At 37.8% G+C, this 20,818-nt stretch carries 19 protein-coding genes, 1 tRNA gene and 1 other RNA gene; 9 read left to right on the top strand and 12 right to left on the bottom strand.

Translation table 11 applies throughout. The features are described 5' to 3' along the window. Positions 1 to 36: 36 nt before the first annotated feature. The gene (locus tag HMPREF9456_RS04595) at positions 37 to 1,293 is read right to left on the bottom strand and encodes a Gfo/Idh/MocA family oxidoreductase (protein ID WP_006842300.1); all 1,257 of its coding nucleotides are present in this window, start codon (positions 1,291 to 1,293) and stop codon (positions 37 to 39) included. A gap of 351 nt (positions 1,294 to 1,644) precedes the next feature. After that, a complete protein-coding gene (locus HMPREF9456_RS04590; protein ID WP_006842299.1) occupies positions 1,645 to 2,658 on the bottom strand; it encodes a GlxA family transcriptional regulator in 1,014 nt (337 codons plus the stop codon). Positions 2,659 to 2,820: 162 nt separating this feature from the next. Between HMPREF9456_RS04590 and gap the strand changes: the two genes are divergently transcribed. From gap to HMPREF9456_RS04560, 6 genes are all read left to right on the top strand, one after another. Further along, the gene (gap, locus tag HMPREF9456_RS04585; RefSeq protein ID WP_006842298.1) at positions 2,821 to 3,831 is read left to right on the top strand and encodes a type I glyceraldehyde-3-phosphate dehydrogenase; all 1,011 of its coding nucleotides are present in this window, start codon (positions 2,821 to 2,823) and stop codon (positions 3,829 to 3,831) included. 379 nt (positions 3,832 to 4,210) lie between these two features. Then, complete coding sequence (lpdA, locus tag HMPREF9456_RS04580; RefSeq protein WP_006842297.1) at positions 4,211 to 5,560, top strand: dihydrolipoyl dehydrogenase; 1,350 nt, start codon at positions 4,211 to 4,213, stop codon at positions 5,558 to 5,560. A 4-nt stretch (positions 5,561 to 5,564) separates the two neighbouring features. After that, entirely contained in the window at positions 5,565 to 6,335 is a 771-nt protein-coding gene (locus tag HMPREF9456_RS04575) for a lipoate--protein ligase family protein (RefSeq protein WP_006842296.1), read from the top strand. A gap of 35 nt (positions 6,336 to 6,370) precedes the next feature. Further along, entirely contained in the window at positions 6,371 to 7,702 is a 1,332-nt protein-coding gene (locus HMPREF9456_RS04570) for a dihydrolipoamide acetyltransferase family protein (RefSeq protein WP_006842295.1), read from the top strand. Between the two features lie 25 nt (positions 7,703 to 7,727). Continuing rightward, positions 7,728 to 9,758, top strand: coding sequence for an alpha-ketoacid dehydrogenase subunit alpha/beta (locus HMPREF9456_RS04565; RefSeq protein WP_006842294.1), 2,031 nt, complete (start codon positions 7,728 to 7,730; stop codon positions 9,756 to 9,758). A gap of 24 nt (positions 9,759 to 9,782) precedes the next feature. Beyond that, positions 9,783 to 10,289 carry a flavodoxin gene (locus HMPREF9456_RS04560; RefSeq protein ID WP_006842293.1) on the top strand — a complete coding sequence of 169 codons (507 nt, stop codon included), beginning with the start codon at positions 9,783 to 9,785 and terminating at the stop codon, positions 10,287 to 10,289. Positions 10,290 to 10,494: 205 nt separating this feature from the next. Here HMPREF9456_RS04560 and HMPREF9456_RS04555 read toward each other — a convergent pair whose 3' ends face one another. From HMPREF9456_RS04555 to HMPREF9456_RS17350, 4 genes are all read right to left on the bottom strand, one after another. Beyond that, positions 10,495 to 12,267 carry a HEPN domain-containing protein gene (locus tag HMPREF9456_RS04555; RefSeq protein WP_006842292.1) on the bottom strand — a complete coding sequence of 591 codons (1,773 nt, stop codon included), beginning with the start codon at positions 12,265 to 12,267 and terminating at the stop codon, positions 10,495 to 10,497. An 86-nt stretch (positions 12,268 to 12,353) separates the two neighbouring features. Then, positions 12,354 to 13,379: a CHAT domain-containing protein gene (locus HMPREF9456_RS04550; RefSeq protein WP_006842291.1), complete on the bottom strand. Its 1,026-nt coding sequence runs from the start codon at positions 13,377 to 13,379 to the stop codon at positions 12,354 to 12,356. Positions 13,380 to 13,790: 411 nt separating this feature from the next. Then, positions 13,791 to 14,188, bottom strand: a transfer-messenger RNA (tmRNA) gene (gene ssrA / locus HMPREF9456_RS17010). Then, entirely contained in the window at positions 14,171 to 14,398 is a 228-nt protein-coding gene (locus HMPREF9456_RS17350) for a hypothetical protein (RefSeq protein ID WP_018074769.1), read from the bottom strand. The genes ssrA and HMPREF9456_RS17350 overlap by 18 nt, the downstream gene beginning before the upstream one ends. 84 nt (positions 14,399 to 14,482) lie before the next feature. Here HMPREF9456_RS17350 and HMPREF9456_RS04540 point away from each other — a divergent pair. Continuing rightward, positions 14,483 to 14,570: transfer RNA gene (locus HMPREF9456_RS04540), tRNA-Ser, on the top strand. Between the two features lie 79 nt (positions 14,571 to 14,649). Here the strand turns inward: HMPREF9456_RS04540 and HMPREF9456_RS04535 are convergent. Continuing rightward, positions 14,650 to 15,042: a hypothetical protein gene (locus HMPREF9456_RS04535; protein WP_018074768.1), complete on the bottom strand. Its 393-nt coding sequence runs from the start codon at positions 15,040 to 15,042 to the stop codon at positions 14,650 to 14,652. A 272-nt stretch (positions 15,043 to 15,314) separates the two neighbouring features. On the opposite strand from HMPREF9456_RS04535, the gene HMPREF9456_RS04530 reads away from it, so the two are divergent. Further along, complete coding sequence (locus HMPREF9456_RS04530) at positions 15,315 to 15,821, top strand: thermonuclease family protein (protein ID WP_006842288.1); 507 nt, start codon at positions 15,315 to 15,317, stop codon at positions 15,819 to 15,821. Positions 15,822 to 15,823: 2 nt separating this feature from the next. On the opposite strand, the gene HMPREF9456_RS04525 is transcribed toward HMPREF9456_RS04530, so the two are convergent. Genes HMPREF9456_RS04525 through pyrB form a run of 3 tightly spaced genes read right to left on the bottom strand, consistent with a single transcriptional unit; the run spans position 15,824 to position 17,790 of the window. Continuing rightward, positions 15,824 to 16,399, bottom strand: coding sequence for a flavin reductase family protein (locus HMPREF9456_RS04525; RefSeq protein WP_006842287.1), 576 nt, complete (start codon positions 16,397 to 16,399; stop codon positions 15,824 to 15,826). Further along, entirely contained in the window at positions 16,396 to 16,857 is a 462-nt protein-coding gene (locus HMPREF9456_RS04520; RefSeq protein ID WP_006842286.1) for an aspartate carbamoyltransferase regulatory subunit, read from the bottom strand. The genes HMPREF9456_RS04525 and HMPREF9456_RS04520 overlap by 4 nt, the downstream gene beginning before the upstream one ends. 15 nt (positions 16,858 to 16,872) lie before the next feature. Further along, positions 16,873 to 17,790: an aspartate carbamoyltransferase gene (gene pyrB, locus HMPREF9456_RS04515; RefSeq protein WP_006842285.1), complete on the bottom strand. Its 918-nt coding sequence runs from the start codon at positions 17,788 to 17,790 to the stop codon at positions 16,873 to 16,875. Between the two features lie 59 nt (positions 17,791 to 17,849). On the opposite strand from pyrB, the gene HMPREF9456_RS17345 reads away from it, so the two are divergent. Continuing rightward, the gene (locus HMPREF9456_RS17345; RefSeq protein ID WP_157382305.1) at positions 17,850 to 18,119 is read left to right on the top strand and encodes a hypothetical protein; all 270 of its coding nucleotides are present in this window, start codon (positions 17,850 to 17,852) and stop codon (positions 18,117 to 18,119) included. 169 nt (positions 18,120 to 18,288) lie between these two features. Here the strand turns inward: HMPREF9456_RS17345 and HMPREF9456_RS04510 are convergent, their stop codons facing one another. Both HMPREF9456_RS04510 and atpA read right to left on the bottom strand, forming a co-directional pair. Continuing rightward, entirely contained in the window at positions 18,289 to 19,173 is an 885-nt protein-coding gene (locus HMPREF9456_RS04510; protein WP_006842284.1) for a F0F1 ATP synthase subunit gamma, read from the bottom strand. A 6-nt stretch (positions 19,174 to 19,179) separates the two neighbouring features. Continuing rightward, positions 19,180 to 20,766, bottom strand: coding sequence for a F0F1 ATP synthase subunit alpha (gene atpA, locus HMPREF9456_RS04505; protein ID WP_006842283.1), 1,587 nt, complete (start codon positions 20,764 to 20,766; stop codon positions 19,180 to 19,182). Positions 20,767 to 20,818: the final 52 nt, after the last annotated feature.

Below are 20,818 nucleotides of genomic sequence, written 5' to 3'. Positions count from 1 at the left end.
TTATATTGTTATCTTGTTTGTTTTTGATAGTACAGGTTAAATATTCCAAGGGGCACGCATTGGTTGGTCAAGCAAACGGTTAGCCGCATCATCATTCACAAACTCAAGTTTTACGGGATCAAAATGCAGCGTACGGTTTAGCCTCAACGCCACAGTTCCCATATTTACTATTGTAGACGAGCGAAAGCCATTCTGCTCGTTAAGGGCAAACTGCTTGCGGGTTTTCACGCTTTCTATGAAATCTGTAACCTGTTCTTCGGGCTCCGGATAGGCAGCTAGTTTCTTTTCCCAATAGGGTATATCACAAACAAAATTTTTATAAACATTACCGTTTGGCCCTGATATATACGGCGTATTAGGATCTCCATAATCATCACCCCACAGTACGATCTGGCAACCATCATCGTAAGTATATGTGATAGAGCGCCACGTACCTACTGCATCGGGATGTTGTTGTGGTGCATCTACTTCCACTTTCACCGGGCTGGTATGATCTTTACCAAGGAAATATTGTACAGGATCGATATAGTGCTGTCCCATATCTCCCAAACCGCCTCCGTCGTAATCCCAATACCCACGGAATGTTTGGTGCACACGATGGCTATTATAAGGTTTGTACGGCGCAGGGCCAAGCCACATATCGTAATCAAGCTCGGCAGGAATAGCCTCCGGCTGAAGGTTTTCTTTTCCTACCCAGTAGAATTTCCAGTCGAAACCTGTATGCCTGCTGATCGTAACCTTTAATGGCCAACCCAGCATACCGCTCTGCACCAACTTCTTTAGCGGGCGAACAGGTGTTCCCAATCCATAAAAATTATCAGCGAAACGAAACCATGTATTCAAACGAAACTTTGAACCGTATTGCTTAACGGCCTCCATCACACGTTTTCCTTCTCCTATGGTACGGGTCATGGGTTTCTCGCACCAAATATCTTTTCCGGCCTTGGCCGCCTCTACAGACATTATACCATGCCAATGGGGAGGTGTTGCTATATGAACAATGTCAACATTTTTGTCTAATATCAAATCGCGGAAATCGTGATATGCTGCAATATTATCAGTTACAAGGTGTTTTCCCAGCTCCAGATGTTTCTTATCCACATCACATACGGCAACCAACCTTGTGCCTGCATAATTCACATGACCACGCCCCATGCTGCCTGTTCCTATAATTCCCTTAGTCAACTGATCGCTGGGAGCAATATAGCCTCTACCCATCACATGACGAGGAATAATAGTAAGAGCAGCTGCGCTTCCTAAAATTTTAAAAAAGTCTCTCCTATTTGTTTTCATGATATAAAATAAATTGATAATATTTCGATTTAAGAATACCTGGGCTAAATATCATTATGTCATATTCACCCGATGACAGGCACAAAAAAATAGATGGAATTCACCATATGTATTACAAAGATAACGAAGTATAGCAAAAATAATAATTAAAATCAGAATTATATAGGCAAAATTCACAACCGAAAGTTTGTGCAAAAGAATAGTACATTTTCTTCATTTGCCAATTCTCTAAAACAACATACTAAGGACTAAAACAGGATTCGACAATTAATGCAATGGACTATCCTTTCTAAAAATAAAAATCCCTATAAACCTTCTGTCCATAGGGATTCAATAAATCTTCAATATCTATTACACAGCAACGTCTGCCCAAGAAGATCGGAAGCTTTTCCGATATTGAGCCGGAGTAATCTCCATAAAGCTTATAAACTGACGGCGAAGATTTTCACCTGTCTTTAGTCCGCAGTTATCGGCTATTTCGTCAAGAGATAATTGTGTTTCGATAAGATGTTGACTGGCATTTTCTACACGCAGTTTGTTGATAAATTTCGCTGGGGTTACCCGTAGTTCACGCACAAAGACACGAGCAAAATTACGAGGGCTCATTGCCGCATATTCTGCCATTTTCTCTACCGTAATGTCTTCTCTCAGGTGTTCAAGTATCCATTCGCAAACCCTTCGGATAGTTGGGTTTCCGATCAATTTAGAATCTAAGTATGAGCTGAATTGTGCCTGATTGCCGGGGCGTTTGAGATACAAGACCAACCAGCGAGCGATATGCAGAGCAAACGACTGTCCCAGATCTTCTTCGATGAGAGCCAAAGCTAAATCCATACCGGAGGTAATACCTGCCGCTGTATAAATATTTCCATCCTTAATAAAAATACGTGCTATCTGCACATTTACTAAAGGATACATCTGTTCCAACGCTTCATTTCTCGACCAATGGGCAGTTGCTTTTTTCCCATCCAGCAATCCTGCTTCGGCAAGAATAAAAGCACCCGAACAGACCGAACACATCCGGCGGGTCGTTTTTGCCTGATCTCTTACCCATTCTATCATCTCATCCTTCAGGTTATCTTCAAGATGGCGAGCCAGCCCTGTTACAATCAGCGTGTCAATCGGATAATCTATCTCGGTATAGCATCCTTCACTTAATATCGATAAGCCCGAAGATGTATCGATCTGCCTCTCCTTACCCATAGCTACGACATGCGTCTGATACGTGAAATCAATATTCTTATCTACCAGATCAAACTGTTCGATTGCTTTGGTAAATACCTCCAATGGGCCAACCATAGTCAGCAGAGTAGAATTGGGAGGAACCAGAAACACAATATGCCTTATTTTTAACTGTTTACTCATCTGTTTCTATATTTTAGAATCTAAAAATAAGTATTATTTATCAAAACCAATCCGACTTGGCAGGATTTGCATATTTTTTGTCATTTCAGACAAAGATATTATAATGTATCTTTGTAGTACTAAAAAGAACAAGATATTTTATCATTTAAAAACCAATTCATTATGAAAGCAATTAAAGTAGGTATTAATGGTTTTGGACGTATCGGACGTTTGGTGTTTAGAGCTGCTCAAAGCAGAAGTGATATACAGATAGTTGGTATCAACGATTTGATGGATGTTGAATATATAGCTTATATGCTCAAATATGATAGCATTCACGGACAATTTGATGGATCAATTGAGACAAAAGACGGCAAACTTATTGTCAATGGAAATACAATCCGCATCTCAGCAGAAAAAGATCCTGCTAACCTAAAATGGAATGAGGTTGAGGCCGAATATATAGTAGAATCTACAGGGTTATTCCTTACGAAGGAGAAAGCGCAAGCACATATTGCAGCAGGTGCAAAATATGTAATTATGTCGGGCCCATCCAAAGATGATACTCCAATGTTTGTTCCGGGAGTAAATGACGACAAGTATGTAAAAGGTACTCAGTTTATATCCAATGCATCATGTACCACTAACTGTCTGGCATTGGTAGCCAAGGTATTGAACGATAAGTTCGGCATAGAAGAAGCGTTGATGAGTACTATACACTCAACCACTGCCACTCAAAAAACAGTAGACGGACCATCGCTAAAAGACTGGAGAGGAGGACGTGCTGCTTCAGGTAATATTATACCTTCAACTACAGGAGCGGCAAAGGCAGTAGGAAAAGTGATTCCTGAACTCAACGGAAAACTAACCGGTATGTCTTTCCGTGTGCCAACTCTTGATGTGTCTGTTGTCGACCTAACTGCACGTCTGTCTAAGCCGACTTCTTACGAAGAAATTTGTAAAGAAATGAAAGAGGCTTCGGAAGGATCATTAAAGGGTTATTTGGCATATACCGCCGACGAAGTTGTATCATCTGATATGATAGGTAATCCGAACACTGCTATTTTTGACGAAAAAGCAGGGATTATGCTTAGTCCTACTTTTGTAAAAGTAGTAGCCTGGTACGATAACGAATGGGGATTCTCTTGCAAAGTATTGGATTCTATCGCTGCAATGAAAAAAGTAAACGGATAAGAGTACATACAGCAGACAGATAATATGAGGCTATTCCGATTGGAATAGCCTCTTTTTATTTTATCATTTTAGGTTGATTTTATAAAACTCATAAGAATATTCTCAAAAAATACAGTTTCGCATATTTATTCTTTTATTCGAGAAAAGTAAAAAAACATTAAAAAGATAGAATTAAACACATTTAATCCATACTCCTACAATCCTAGAACTAAGTGCAGAAGCCATTTTTTTCTCATAAAAACACCTCATATTGATTATCTATAAGAGTAATAGTCAAAATCGATAAAACTTATCTTCTCCTCATTTGTTTATAGGGTGATGTGTAATATACACATTACAAAACGAACTTTTTTGACAACTAACAATCAATAGATAGACTATGGAATTTGATATCGCAATTATCGGTGGAGGTCCGGCAGGGTATAATGCAGCCGAAATAGCTGCATCGAACGGATTAAAAACTGTCCTTTTTGAGAAGAAATACATCGGAGGTGTATGTCTCAACGAAGGATGTATCCCCACAAAGACACTTTTATATTCGGCTAAAACACTGGATAGCATAAAAAATGCAAGCAAATACGGAATTACATTAGACAATGCCCCTTCTTTCGATGTATCAAAAATAATTGACAGAAAGGATAAAGTCGTGAAAAAGTTAACGGCGGGAGTCAGCTTTAAATTATCATCATACGGTGTTACTGTAGTCAAAGACACAGCAACCATCACCGGGGAGAAGGATAATAAGATCAACATTTCGAGTGGGAAGGAAACCTATTCAGTAAAATACTTGCTATTATGCACAGGTTCCGAAACGGTTATACCTCCAATAAAAGGCTTGTCTGAAGTAGATTATTGGACATCAAAAGAAGCCTTAGAGTTTGGAGACTTACCAAAATCACTCGCAATCATTGGTGGAGGTGTTATTGGTATCGAATTTGCATCTTTCTTTAATAGCATGGGCGTAGAAGTCAATGTTATAGAAATGATGCCTGAAATACTCGGAGTAATGGATAAAGAAACATCAGCCATGCTTCGCAGCGATTATGCAAAGAGAGGAATTAAATTCCATCTGAATACCAAAGTTACAGAAGTTACCAAGAAAGGTGTAGTTGTAGAGAAAAATGGAAAGACTCAAACAATTGAATCCGAAAAAATACTGGTAAGTGTGGGTCGTAGAGCTATTACCACGGGATTTGGGCTGGAGTCGTTAAATATTGAGCTTCTCAAAAACGGAGTGAAGGTTAATGAGTATATGCAAACCAGCCATCCTCGTGTGTATGCCGCAGGAGATATTACCGGCTTTTCGTTACTGGCTCATACCGCTATCAGAGAAGGAGAAGTAGCTATCAGCCATATCCTTGGCGAAGATGACAAAATGAGTTATAAGGCTATCCCAAGTGTAGTTTATACAAATCCCGAGATAGCAGGAGTAGGAAAGACAGAGGAAGAACTGACAGCAAAGGGTGAACCTTTCCGTGTGCTCAAACTGCCGATGGCCTATTCCGGGCGATTTATTGCAGAAAATGAGACCGGAAGCGGACTCTGTAAAATAATAGTAGACGATAGCGATCGCATTATAGGATGCCACATGCTTGGCAATCCTGTATCAGAATTAATACTGCTGGCAGGAATTGCGATAGAAAACGGTAACACTGTAGAAGAATTCCGTAAACATGTATATCCGCATCCTACTGTAGGCGAAATTATACACGAGACTTTATTCTCTTAACAAAATGCTTTGTATTAACAATACATATACCGACGCATGGTTCAATATGGCCAGTGAAGAGTATCTTCTGAAAAATTTCTCAGAAGAATTTTTCATGTTATACCAGAATGAACCGTCAGTGGTTATAGGCAAGTATCAAAATGTATTGGCCGAGGTTAATCTCGACTTTATACAAAGGAATAATATCAAAGTAGCACGACGCTCATCGGGAGGTGGAACGGTATTCCATGATCTGGGTAATCTGAACCTGACCTTTATAGAGAACAATAAAGGCATAGGCTTTCACCTATTCACAGAAAGAATAGTTCTGCTTTTATCCACTTTGGGCATCCAAGCTGAGGTAGACACCCGCTTGGCTATAAACATTGATGGACTCAAAATATCGGGCAGTGCGCAATGTGTACACAAAGACAGGGTTATGTTTCATGCGACATTACTTTTTTCATCCGACCTCAACAGGCTCACTACTACGCTAGAAAGTGATCCGAAACAACTGGAAAACAAAGTCGATAAGCGGATTTATGTCAAGTCGGTAAAAAGTCCGGTTACGAACATCCTGAATCATATAGATAAGCCATTAAATATAAATCGTTTCAAAGATTATATCATGGCTTATTTCATGAATGAGAAAGAGGGAAATTCTATTTATCAATTCACGAGTGAAGATGTTTTAAATATAAGGAAACTGGTGAATGAGAAGTATGGAACAGATGAATGGAATTATGAAGGAAAAAAACCCAAGGTCTCGGAACAAGCATTTCAATCTATAATTTAAAAGAAATTACTATAAAATATAATACAATATAAACCATGGCAAAATTTGAAATTAAAATGCCCAAGTTGGGCGAAAGTATAACCGAAGGGACTATCATTTCGTGGTCTATCAAAGTTGGGGATACAATCAATGAAGATGACATTCTGTTTGAAGTAAATACAGCAAAAGTCAGTGCGGAAATTCCATCTCCTGTATCAGGTAAAATTCTTGAAATATTATTCAAAGAAGGAGATACAGTATCAGTAGGTACTGTTGTTGCTATCGTTGAACTGGAAGGTGAAGAAGGCGAAGAAGAAGCAAGTACTGAAGCTGCAAAACAAGAAGAACCGACACCGGCTTCTGCTCCTGCTAAAGCTGAAGAAAAAGCAACTCCGGCCGCACCTGCGAAAGTATCGGAAGAAAAAGTAAGTAAAGGCACAGCAGACAGATGGTATTCACCTGTTGTTCTACAGAAAGCGAAAGACGCGGGAATCAGTCAAAGTGAACTCGACTCTGTACCCGGAACAGGTTACGAAGGACGCCTCAGCAAACGTGATATTGAGCTATACATAGATAATAAGAAAAAAGGTGTATCAACAACACCGGCACCGGCTGCAAAAACCTCTACACCTGCAGCTCCGGCACCATCACAAGAAAGCGCACCAAAGACAGCACCTGTACAGGTTACAGATGGGGATCAGGTGATTCCGATGGATGCCATACGTCGTATTATAGCCGACCGAATGGTTGCTTCTAAAAAAATATCTCCGCATGTTACCAATGTGATAGAAGTAGACGTAACCAAACTAGTAAACTGGCGTGAACAAAACAAGGATACTTTCAAGAAACGCGAAGGTGTAAGCCTCACATATATGTCGCCGATAGTTGAAGCAACAGCAAAAGCATTGAAGGATTTCCCTCGTATCAACTCTTCTGTTGACGGATATAACATTATAGAGAAAAAACGTATCAACATTGGTGTTGCTGTTTCTCTAAATGATGGAAATCTGATTGTTCCAGTTATCAAAGATGCGGATAAATTAAGTTTAAGTGGCTTGGCTGTAGCAGTGAATAATATGGCAAACAAGGCTCGTGCCAATAAATTGTCGCCGGATGAAATTCAAGGCGGAACATTCACTATTACCAACTTTGGTTCATTCAAGAGCTTGTTTGGTACTCCGATTATCAACCAACCAGAAGTAGCAATACTTGGTGTAGGCATCATTGAGAAGAAACCTGTAGTAGTAGAGACTCCCGAAGGGGATGTTATCGCTATCAGACACAAGATGTACCTTTCATTATCGTACGACCACCGTGTGGTAGACGGTATGCTAGGAGGGAACTTCTTGTACCGCATAGCCGAATATTTGGAAAACTGGAATGCCTAACGTAACTCAAAACAGAAAAACAGATATGAAAAAATATGATATTAAAACAACAGATAAAGAAACTCTAAAAAAGTGGTATCACCTGATGACATTAGGACGGGCTATCGACGAAAAAGCCCCGGCCTATTTGCTACAATCTCTCGGATGGTCGTACCATGCTCCTTATGCAGGACACGATGGCATTCAGCTTGCAGTAGGGCAAGTATTTACTAAAGGAGAAGACTTCATGTTCCCTTATTACCGTGATATGCTAACTGTTCTTTCTGCAGGTCTTACTGCTGAAGAGCTGATACTGAACGGTATTTCGAAAGCAACAGATCCGGCAAGTGGCGGACGACACATGTCGAACCACTTTGCCAAACCTGAATGGAATATAGAGAACGTATCTTCTGCCACAGGTAATCACGATCTACATGCCGTAGGAGTAGCCCGTGCCATAAAATATTATGAGAAAAAGGGTGTAGCCATCACATCGCACGGAGAATCCGCCATGTCGGAAGGCTATGTTTTTGAAGCAATAAACGGAGCATCGAAAGAAGAACTGCCTGTAATATTTGTAATACAGGATAACGGTTATGGTATATCAGTCCCTAAAAAGGATCAGACAGCAAACAGAAAAGCCGTAGATAATTATTCAGGGATAAAAAACCTGAAAATAATGTATTGCAACGGTAAGGATGTTTTCGACTCGATGAATGCAATGGCCGAAGCACGCGAATATGCTATTGCAAATCAGAAACCGGTATTGATGCATGCCAATTGTGTACGCATCGGCTCACACTCCAACTCGGACAAGCATACTCTGTATCGTGATGAAAACGAATTGAAATATGTAAAAGAAGCCGATCCTTTGCATAAATTCCGTCGGATGCTGTTACGCTACAAACGCTTTACGGAAGAAGAATTGCAAGCCATAGAAGCCGAAGTAAAGAAAGAAGTGAGTGCCGCTAACAAAAAAGCTTTAGCTGCACCCGATCCCGATCCTAAATCTATATTCGATTTCGTTATACCGGAACCATATAAACCTGAAAAGTATGTGGATGGAACTCATAATGAAGAAGGCGAAAAGAAAAATCTGGTAACAGCTATTAACGAAACGCTCAAAGCTGAGTTTAGACGCAATCCCGACACTTTCTTGTGGGGGCAGGATGTTGCAAACAAAGACAAAGGGGGAGTATTCAACGTGTCGAAAGGTATGCAACAAGAGTTTGGAGAAAAACGTATTTTCAACGCTCCTATTGCAGAAGACTTTATCGTGGGAACAGCAAATGGCATGAGCCGTTTCGACCCGAAGATACGTGTTGTTATAGAAGGTGCTGAGTTTGCCGATTATTTCTGGCCGGCTATGGAACAATTTGTAGAATGTACACACGATTATTGGCGCAGTAACGGTCAATTTTCACCGAACATCACTTTGCGACTTGCATCGGGTGGATATATCGGAGGTGGAATGTACCACTCTCAGAATATTGAAGCAGCATTGGCAACATTGCCGGGATGCAGAATCGTTTATCCTTCTTTTGCAGACGATGCAGCAGGTCTGTTGCGTACAAGCTTACGCTCGGAAGGTTTAACTGTGTTCTTAGAGCCAAAAGCCTTATACAACTCTGTAGATGCAGCAACAGTTATTCCTGACGATTTTGAAGTACCTTTTGGCAAGGCTCGTGTTCGCCGTCCCGGAAAGGATCTAAGCCTTTTCACGTATGGAAACACAACGTTGCTCAGTCTTTCTGTAGCAGAACGTTTAGCTAAAGAAGATTGGGATGTAGAAGTAATCGACCTACGATCTTTGGTTCCGTTGGACAAAGAGACTATCTTCGAATCGGTAAAGAAAACAAGTAAAGCACTCATTGTACATGAAGACAAGGTGTTTGCAGGTCTTGGAGGAGAAATTGCAGCAATAATTGGTTCAGAAATGTTCCAGTATCTGGATGCGCCGGTACAACGTGTAGGTTCTACTTTCACGCCTGTAGGCTTCAATCCGATACTAGAAAAAGCTGTACTTCCGAATGTGGATAAAATCTACGAAGCTGCTAAAAAATTACTTGAATTTTAAATAACAAAAAACACTATATATGCAATGAAGAAAATAGGATTGTTTTACGGAACAACTACAACCAAGACAGCCTCTATCGCTAAAAAGATCAAAGAGGCTTTTGGTAGTGATAAAGTTGACCTTCTATCAGTTGAAGATGCATGGAAAAAGGATTTTGAAAGTTATGACAATATCATTGTAGGAGTAGCAACATGGTTCGATGGAGAGCTACCCAATCATTGGGATGAAGTAAGACCCGAACTGGAGGCTTTGAATCTAAAGGGCAAGAAAGTTGCCATTTTTGGACTTGGAGATCAGGTGAGGTATCCAGAAAACTTTGTTGACGGAATAGGTATTTTGGCTGAGACATTCGAGTCTGTTGGAGCTAAAATAGTTGGCTTTACATCTATCGAGGGTTATGATTTTGAAATGTCACGAGCCCTGAGAGATCACAAGTTTGTAGGATTAGCTATAGATAAAGAAAACCAGTCGAAACTGACAAATGATCGTATAAAAAACTGGGTAGAACAACTGAAAAAAGAATTTGATTAAATAGCAAATTGCTTTATTATAAGAAAGGAACTTAATCGAGGATTTCCCTAAACGATTAAGTTCCTTTTTAATTATAATCGATTAATGTAATAATCCATAAGATTTACACTGTTCTAAACCATAACAAAAACTACAGATCTGTAGTTATGCAAATACAACTATTTTATTAAAAGTACATTTTATTTCTAACAGCTTATATAAAACCTTAATTTATAATATTCTTATAATTAGCTAATGAAATTTCATCATTTTTCATTTTATCCAAGACTGTAAACAACCTTGAAGAATAAATATTACAATCAATAATAGCTTCATTTATTGATTTTATTCTTTTTTCAGCTATCGAATTATCTATAACATAGTTAAGTAGATCATCAAAATAATTATGCAAGTTTTCAACCAATATATTAGTATAAGATGGCATTCTACCAGAATGAACAATAAGATTTCGAACTCTATAAATTCGTCTTACCTGCCATTTAATCCTTTGTTGATGATTATCAAGCATTTTCTTTATATTTTTTCCGTTCGATAATTTTTTGTTTAGCGTAAATACTCTCCATCTTAAAAGAGGATAGTTTTTTAATAAACCATACAATTCTGTACGTATATCTTCATTTTCAGCTGTCATAATTAGTGCTGATAATCTGCCAATATCACTCTCTTGATCGTTTATTGTATGAATCTTTTTTAATAACTTATTTGAAATATTTCTATTATAGAATAAAAAATCACGCCCTAGTTGTTCTATCAATTGATTGAGATATTTATAAGTTTGAAAAGGTAATAAACTATCTATTATATGAACAATTCTATCTGAACCATATTCAGTATCCTTAGGTATTAAAGTTTCAATTGCAGTCCATATATTTACTAATTTATTTTCTAATTCTTCTGTCGTTAATGCGATACTATGCAAATTAATCGCACGAATTATCCGATAACTAGTTGTAGATGGTAAATTTAAGTTAGTCAATAATTCTTTCACTTTATTTGATGCAATTCGTGGCTTTGTATCTGATTTTTTTATTATAGATTTAATCGGTTCTTCTATAATAACAGTATAAGAGTCTGTATTATTAAACACCAATGCTAAATCATTAATATACAATGGTTCTTTATGATGATAAAAGGAAAATAGACTTCCAATATTAGATAATATTTTTTCGGTAATTATTCTTGCAACATTGTTATCAAGTGCTTCAATATCTTCAAAAACGATAAATACTTCAGTATCTTTCTTATTTGCTATAAACCTTTTAGCTTCTTCATCTAACCTTTCAACTGGATAATTATCTAATATTTCAAAATTAAAATAATCACTTACTTTTTTGAATTCATAAAATAGCTTACTAACTTTATAAATAACCGTAAATGATTTTTTTGTAAATGAAAATAAGTCAAAAAAGCTTTGTGGATCTATTTCTGTTACTGGTCTTTTGTTATTAAAATAATGTCGATTACTCATATGATAAATAAAACCAGTAGTATATCCATAATTAATATATTCGGTTATTAAATTTTTTGTCAAATAATATATTTTATCTTTTTCTTTCCCTTCAGGAATAAGTTCAATTAAAACTTGTTCAATATTTTTTAAATATTTTCGATTATCAAAAAAGTGATATAATAAAATTATAATCTCCTTTAATTTAATTAAATTATTTTTGTCATTATTTATTCTCTTTATAATTTCCTCAAATCTATCTCCTAACAGATATCTTGAAACAGAGTCAATATTCAGGCTCCATATTAGTTCCTCTATTATTGAATCTATATTCGGTTTTTTAATAAGCCCTTTATTTATATTTTCAATAGTTTGAATAGCCTCTACACATAATAAACGTACATTTAGAGCCTGAGGCTTGTATGTTGGAAGTGTATAATCAAAAAGGGTTTCATTTAATATCTGAGCAAAAAATAATAAGCCATCTTGCTTTTCTATATCTACCCAATGAGTTGGCCGAATATATTTCATAATTAAGTTTATTTTTTATTTCAAAATTAACAGTACTTATAAATAAAACATCTTGTCCTAAAATAATTAATTGATTCCTTTAAAAATCAATTTGCAATTATAAATATCTCATTGGGGTCTTTTTCATCTTTTGTAAATAATTCAGGCGTATCCTCTTCTTCTATGCCTTCTATTAGTAATGCTGCTTTTGCTTGATTAAATGCTTTTCCTACAGAAAGTCCAAAACTTAATGAAGAATAAAATTGAGCTGAAAAGATTCTTGCCGCTTCATCAGATATAGAAGTACGCATACCTATAGCAACATCAATGAACTTAACAATCTCTTGAGCTTGAGTTTTTGAAAAACAAGTATTAAAGAAAACTAGTCTCAAATTATCATTTGCAAAACTCATTACCTGAATTATTGCTTTTAAGGGCACTAACTTTGCTTGTCGTTGATTATTCATTAGCACAAGCTCGTCTTGAGGTGATCCATGTCCACTAAAATGCACAATAGTTGGTTCAAATTCATTTATTGCTTGGAGAAGGTCTCCTGTTCTTACTGCCCAACAAGATTCGAGTTTAACTGAATCTCGATGTTTAGATTTCAAGATCATTTCTCGTATATCGCGTACTTCTTCATCTAAACTTAACTGCTGAATATCTATTGGATTAGAGGCAAGAAATAAAACAGTTATCTTTTCAGGAAGTAACTGTAGTTCAGTAATAGCAGAATCATGCTGAATTAAGGTTCTATTCATCATTTCTATATTTCTAGCCTGTTCTTTTCTATATTTTTCATCTTCAGCTAAGCGCTTCTTTTGTTCTTGGCTTTCTGATTTTGTTAGTTCTATTTTCTTCTTTTGAAGCTCAATATTTTTTAATGCTAATTTTTTCTGTAAATCAACAACCTTTTTCTTTATATCTATAATAGTTTTTTGATAATTAGTAATTTGTCGTTGTTTACTTTGTTGCATCAAGATAGGTGTGTTTTTAGTTATAGACCTACTTATTGTTTCTATTTGACGCTGTTTTTCAAATTCTTTCTTTGTTTCGTCCGTAATCTTCTTTTGCAGATCGGATAACTCTTTTTCAAGTTTTAATACTTGATTCTGATAATAAGATGAATTCATATACTATTGTTAAGTTATTTATTCACTCCATCCCCCCATACTCCCCAATCTTCTCCTCACAAATCCTTTTTGTGATATTCCTCAGCAATTCCACTTTGGGAATAAGGACGTCAATATCCTTCTTGGTGACTACAAAATCAGGGTTGTAACATCCATTTATATTAACTGAAGTAAATATGATTTTAGATTTAACCCTTTCTACAAAAAAGAAAAAGTGCTAGACCTTAAAGATATATAAAAAAGTAAAAATTGAGATTAACTTTTGTCTTTTAATTATATGAATGAAACTTGAAAACTGATATTTATTTTTTGTAGACTACAGAGTAGCTCTGAGGTGATGTTCTGGTATTGCCTAAAAAAAGAAAAATCCGTATAAACAGAATTTACACGGATTTGGATTTTTCACTAAAATAGTGGAGCTGGAGGGACTTGAACCCTCGTCCAAACAAGGAACTAATTTGCTTTCTACATGCTTATCTTCGCTTAAGTTTTCGTGAATGAGCAAGACCGAAGCCACCAACTCAAACCTTAGCTTTTTTATTTCAGATAAGGGCCAAAGCCTCCCCTATCCTATCTCCGATTTGTCTGCACCACCTGATCGGCACGCTTCGAAGCCACAGCTTCCGGGTGATGTCTTGTCCTTACACCTGTGCAAGGATTAAGCTAGAATCTACTATACTTCGATTAAGCAGCAAGAGCGTAATTGTTATTGCCAGTTAAATTTGTGACGTCTGAGATTATAGTGCCAGCCGACTACGCACTGCATGCTTACAAACCACTTCATCTCGCTGTCAAAGCCAGTCAGCCCCGTTGGTTTGTTTTCGCCTGACATCAAACTCTTTAATATCAGACTTAGACATTGAAAAACAAATTATGCGAAACATTTGTCTAAACAATATCGGATACAAAGATAACTCTTTTTTAGGATATACAACAAGCCAAGCCAAAGCTATTCCGATTTCTCGTATTGTAAATAAAGCTATACCGGTTGTAAACACTTCAAAGCCTTCTAAAATCATCCCCCTAAACGACTAATACTTTCACTCTTCTTGTCAATTCAAAAATATCCTTTATCTTTGCACACGCTACAACCAGAGGACAAAGGAGAGGTGCTCGAGTGGTTGAAGAGGCACGCCTGGAAAGCGTGTATACCCCTAAAGGGTATCGAGAGTTCGAATCTCTTCCTCTCCGCTTAAAACAATGATTATCAAGAATAAAAAAAAGGACTAAAATAAAATTCAGTCCTTTTTTCTATTTTATAGATTTCTATTTATTTGGATGCTGAATCATCTTTTTCAAGATCAAGATTGATACTAGTATTATCCCATTTGTTCATCTGTCCTGTTCCTAAATCTACAATAAAACCAGGCCAAAATAGGATATTCCATAGAGAGGTCGTATTGAAAGTAGACTCTAAGATAAAAGGCAATGTCTTATATCCTTCTTTTTTAGCCAACAGTTGCTTGTCGCTCATTTTCTTTTTAACGGAGATAGTCGCAGTTTTGTCACTTCCTATTTCTGCTAATTTCACATTATTACTTGCATCATAAATTTTTGTACCTTCAATCCCCGAGAACGTTATACTTTGCTTAGATGGAGTAAATATTGTAGCACAAGACGAAAACAAAAAGACAACAGATGCGAATACAACTAATTTTTTCATAATATGTAATTTTATATTGATAGATTTAGACAAATCTATGAAATCATTTTTATTTTTCGTTTATTTCTCCCTATATATTTTAACAACTCTGACAACTTATTTTATAAGGTTTATTCATTCAATCATTTATCTATCTACTAGCTTATCGATAAAAGCAGTAAAGACAATATATTAGAAATAATTATTTCTTTCTGTCTCTTTTTAGTTAATTTAGATCTCTAGTTCATAATATGCTAATTCTATTTAAAGATAAAAATGAACTTTTATAACGAATGAGAAAATTTATATTCATACTATTACTCTTTATCTCCTGTAACCAGCCTTCCACTGAACCCGCCGAAACAATAAAAGGAAAGGTAGTCAGTGTTGCAGATGGTGATACAATGACCATCCTGACAGATAGCAAGGAACGAATAAAAGTGCGACTCTATGGCATAGATGCTCCCGAAAAAGGACAAGGCTTCAGCAGCAAAGCCAGAACCTACTTAAACGACCTATGCTACGGGAAAACCGTAAAAGTTGAGAAAAAGGGTATCGATCAATATGATAGAACTTTAGGTATCGTTTATCTCGACGAGTTGAATTTAAATCAGGAGATGGTCAAAGAAGGTTTAGCATGGTACTACGACCATTATGTTGAAGACCCGATACTCGAAGAATTGGAGAAAACAGCCCGACAACAGAAGTTGAATATCTGGAGTTTGAAGAATCCCACGCCTCCTTATGAGTATAGGAAAAAGCAAAGATCCGAAAAGTCAAAAAGAGAACCGAGGAACTAAGATTACAGCTCCTCTTTCTTTTTTCTGACAGTCCAGCCGAAACCTCCGATCTTTTCCCCTAAGCCATAATACTGACCATGAGAATATGCAATCGGTTTAGCACTTTCGAGACTAAACTTTCCAGTTTCCGGATCAATATACTTTTCATCAGCTTTCACATTTACCACATCGGCGATAAACATATCATGCGAACCTAAACTCAGTATCTCCCGTACTCTACACTCGATATTTAAAGGAGACTCTTCGATGATGGGAACCCGAACAATTGATGCCTTCCCCGGAGTAAGTTTCATTTCGTCAAATTTACTGAAATCCTTACCCGATCTCACGCCGCACCAGTCGGTTGCAAAAGCAAGATCCTCTGTTGTTATATTTATTACAAACTCCATATCCCGCTTTATAATTTCATACGAATGCCTTTCGGGTCTTACCGAAATATAGCACATCGGGGGATTGGTACAGATAGTACCGAGCCAACTCAGAGTAATAATATTATATTCTTCGGGAGTGCTTCCACAACTTATCATGGCAGCAGGCAAAGGATATATCAGTGTTCCCGGCTTCCAATCTTGCTTCATTTCAGGATAATCTCGTCTTTCTGAATTTTAATATTACAATAATGACAACGCAGCTCTGTGTTGTTACAATCAATAACCTCAAAACGTGTAGTCATAGGCTCATTATTTGTAATACACTTCGGGTTGTTGCACTTTACAATTCCATTGATTACTTTAGGTAAAACCACCCTCTTCTTTTCTACAACCTCGTAATCTTTAATGATATTAAGAACTACATTCGGTGCTATGATCGCAATCTTATTGATCACGCTTTCTTCAAAATATTTACCTGTGATCTTGATAATTCCCTTTGAAGCCATCTTCTTACTTTCCAGATTATTTCCGATTGTAATAGGATTATCCAGCTTTTCGAGCTCCAACAATGATACTACTTTAAACACTACGCTGGGAGGAATATGATCTATGGCTGTTCCGTTGCATAATGCTGCTACCTGCATTGCTTTTCTACGTTCATTCATATCTTGATATTTTATTTATTCAACTTCTATACCCAACGCATCACATATCACAGCCTCACGGGTAAACATTCCGTTCTTAGCCTGTTCGAAGTAATAAGCCTTAGGGCTATCATCCACATCCTGTTGTATCTCGTTTACACGAGGCAGGGGATGCAATATTTTCAGATTGTCTTTTGCTCCTGCCAACATATCATTCTTGAGAATATACACATTCTTCACCTTTTCATATTCCATCAGGTCGGTAAAACGTTCTCTCTGCACACGTGTCATATACAGGATATCCGCTTTGTCTATCACCTCCGAATCAAAATCCGTGTGTTCCGAATACTTTATTCCATGTTCATCACAGAAGGCTTTATACGGATCGGGAAGATGCAGTTCTTCGGGTGCAACAAATATAAAAGTTGGGTTGAAGTGTGACATCCCGATGATCAGGGAGTGCACAGTACGACCATATTTCAGGTCACCAACAATCGTTATTGTCAGATTATCGAGAGTACCTTGTGTCTTAAATATAGAATAGATATCAAGCATTGTCTGCGTAGGGTGCTGATTGGCTCCATCTCCGGCATTAATGATCGGTATAGAAGAAATCTCCGAAGCATAACGTGCAGCCCCTTCCAAATGGTGTCGCATGATTATAATATCGGCATAGTTGTTTACCATCAGAATCGTATCTTTCAGCGTCTCTCCTTTCGATGAACTGGTAGTAGCCGCATCAGAAAAGCCTATGATACGCCCGCCCAAGCGGTTTACTGCAGTCTCAAAACTAAGGCGTGTCCGTGTCGACGGCTCAAAAAAAAGTGTAGCACACACTTTGCCTTCCAATAACCTACGATTAGGTTGCTCGTCAAATTTTTTAGTCAGATTCAGTATTCTCAGAATATCTTCCTTCGAATAATCTGTAATTGAAACCAAGCTTTTATTGCACATAACTATTTATATTTTGTAAGAGTAAAATTCATATTCAACAAAAAGATAGCAGTAAAAAAGTGACACATTCCACAAAACCACAAACAGCTAACAAACAACACCATACACACCAAAAGGTGACAACCAGCGGTCACAGGAGCGAAGCGTATGTAAAAGTGACAGTTTTACAACTGTTTTTTATTGTTACTTTTCTATTATCTGTCAATTACCGCAAAGATCTCTATATAAGACAATTTATTTCAAAAAAAATCCCCGAAAAAGAATACTTCTTCGAGGATACTATCTATATCAATAATAATTCATTGGAAATACAGGAACCACTGTCGTGAAAATAATACTGTTGCATATAAGCTATTTTTTCCATCATAATTCTCTATATATTACAACAAAGGTAGTCACTTTTTTTGAGATACAATTTTTTACGAATCAAAAAAACTAAAAAAATAAACCCCAAACTATAAAAGTCCGGGGCTATATTTTATAAAGAATTTTCTCCTATCACTGCAATGCCGAAGCACCACCGATAATATCCAACAATTCGTTTGTAACAGCTTGTTGACGCGACTTGTTGTATTGAATAGTCAGATCCTGCACCAGTTCGTCGGCATTGTCTGATGCTATTTGCATAGCAATCATACGTGCGGCATGTTCCGATGCACTCGCGTCTAGTAAAGCAGCATACAAGCGTGAATAAAGCACGGTAGGAATTAAAGAGTCGAGAATTTCCTCTTTCGATGGCTCAAGAATATAGTCGGCAAACATATTTTCGTCTTGCTGACTTTCAGGCTTAGCGCTTTCCAAATCGAAAGGAAGGAATTGTGTCTTCTTTAATTTCTGCGATCCGGTAGATATGAAATGATGATAAATTAAGATCACCTCATCTATTTCTCCATCAATATATTTCTTTATCAGTTCTTTGGCAAGATCCTGTACGGCTAAGAAGGTAGGCTTATCAGCCATATCCCTGTAATCGCCTTGCGCCACTATTCCCTGTTTCTTCAGGGCCTCGGCCAATTTTTTACCGATAGGATATACTAAGATATTCCCTGCTCCTACCTCTTCTTTCTTGTTAGTGTAAACGGTACTAAACTCTTTTATTACATTCGAGTTGTATGCACCACAAAGCGAAGAATTGGAAGCAAAACCAACTATAGCGACTCTCTTTGTTTCTCTTTTTTGGATAAAAGGAGACTCATAGCTTGTATCAGAAGACAGAAGATTAGTCAGAATGACATCCAACTTCTGCTGATAAGGCAAGAAGTTGCTGATTGCATTTTGCGCCTTGTGCAACTTAGATGAAGCTATCATCTTCATTGCAGAAGTAATCTTCTTGGTACTTTTTACAGAGCCAATTCTATTTTTTATTTCCTTAAGAGATGCCATAATTCATTATTTTTTGTACTGAGAAGCAATATCCGCGGCTACTTTCCTGATTTTAGTTTCCACATCTTCGTTGATGACTCCTTTTTTCAGGACATCCAGCACATCAGCTTGATATTGCATTTCCAATGTTCTCAGAAATTCGGTTTCAAACTCATGTATTTTATCTTCCGGCACTTGACGAAGCAAGCCATTTGTTCCGCAATACAGTATGGCGATCTGTTTTTCAACAGGTACCGGCGCATACTGAGGCTGAACCAGCAATACTGTATTCTTCTTACCTTTATCGATAGTCATTGCCGTAACGGGGTCCATATCGCCACCAAACTGGGTAAATGCTTCCAATTCACGATACTGAGCCTGGTCAATCTTCAATGTTCCGGCGACTTTTTTCATCGCTTTCACCTGGGCCGAACCTCCCACACGAGATACAGATATACCCACATCGATGGCAGGACGCATACCCGCATTGAAGAGATCTATATCGAGGAATATTTGTCCGTCGGTAATAGAGATAACGTTGGTAGGAATATACGCAGATACGTCACCGGCCTGAGTTTCGATAATAGGAAGGGCAGTAAGAGAACCTCCCGCTTTTACCTTTCCTTTAAGACTTGCCGGTAGGTCGTTCATCTGTTCGGCAACTTCCTGCTGGTTAATAATTTTGGCCGCACGCTCCAACAAACGGGAGTGCAAATAGAAGATATCACCCGGATAGGCTTCACGTCCCGGTGGACGACGAAGAATCAAGGATACTTCACGATATGCAACCGCCTGTTTCGACAAGTCATCATATACCACAAGGGCATGACGTCCTGTGTCGCGGAAATATTCTCCGATAGCAGCACCTGCAAACGCAGCAAAATACTGAACTGCTGCCGGCTCGGCTGCTGTAGCCGAAACTACAACCGTATAGTCAAGCGCACCTTTTTCTTTTAGTGTTTCTACTATATTGGCAACTGTAGATGCTTTCTGACCGATGGCTACATAAATACAGTATACAGGGTCTCCGGCATCATAATTGCTTCTTTGATTGATAATGGTGTCTATCGCAATGGCAGTTTTACCTGTCTGGCGGTCACCGATGATAAGCTCACGTTGCCCCCGTCCGATGGGGATCATAGCATCCACAGATTTCAATCCGGTCTGTAGAGGCTGGGTTACAGGCTGACGGTATATTACCCCCGGAGCTTTACGTTCCAGTGGCATTTCCAGCAGTTCGCCGGCAATCGGGCCTTTTCCGTCCAAAGGCTCACCCAGAGGATTGATTACACGCCCTAACATGCCTTCACCCACATTGATGGATGCAATACGGCCTGTGCGTTTTACGGTAAATCCTTCCTTTATCTGGTCTGACGGGCCTAACAATACAGCACCGACATTATCTTCTTCCAAGTTCATCACAACAGCCATAATACCGTTGTCGAACTCAAGAAGTTCGTTTGCCTCTGCATTTTTAAGTCCGTATATGCGAACAACACCATCTCCTACATAGAGAACTGTACCCACCTCCTCGAACTGTACGCGGCTACTGATACTCTCTAGCTGCATTTTCAGCACATCGGAGACTTCGCTTGCTTTTATATTTTCAGACATATTTTATTCAAATTATAAGTTACTATAAAGCTATACGTGGATAGCTCTTTTC

The sequence above is a fragment of the Dysgonomonas mossii DSM 22836 genome (genome assembly GCF_000213575.1).
Taxonomy (GTDB): Bacteria; Bacteroidota; Bacteroidia; order Bacteroidales; family Dysgonomonadaceae; genus Dysgonomonas; species Dysgonomonas mossii.
Note: the sequence above shows the minus strand (reverse complement) of the source record. Positions and strands in the feature narration are given on the sequence as shown.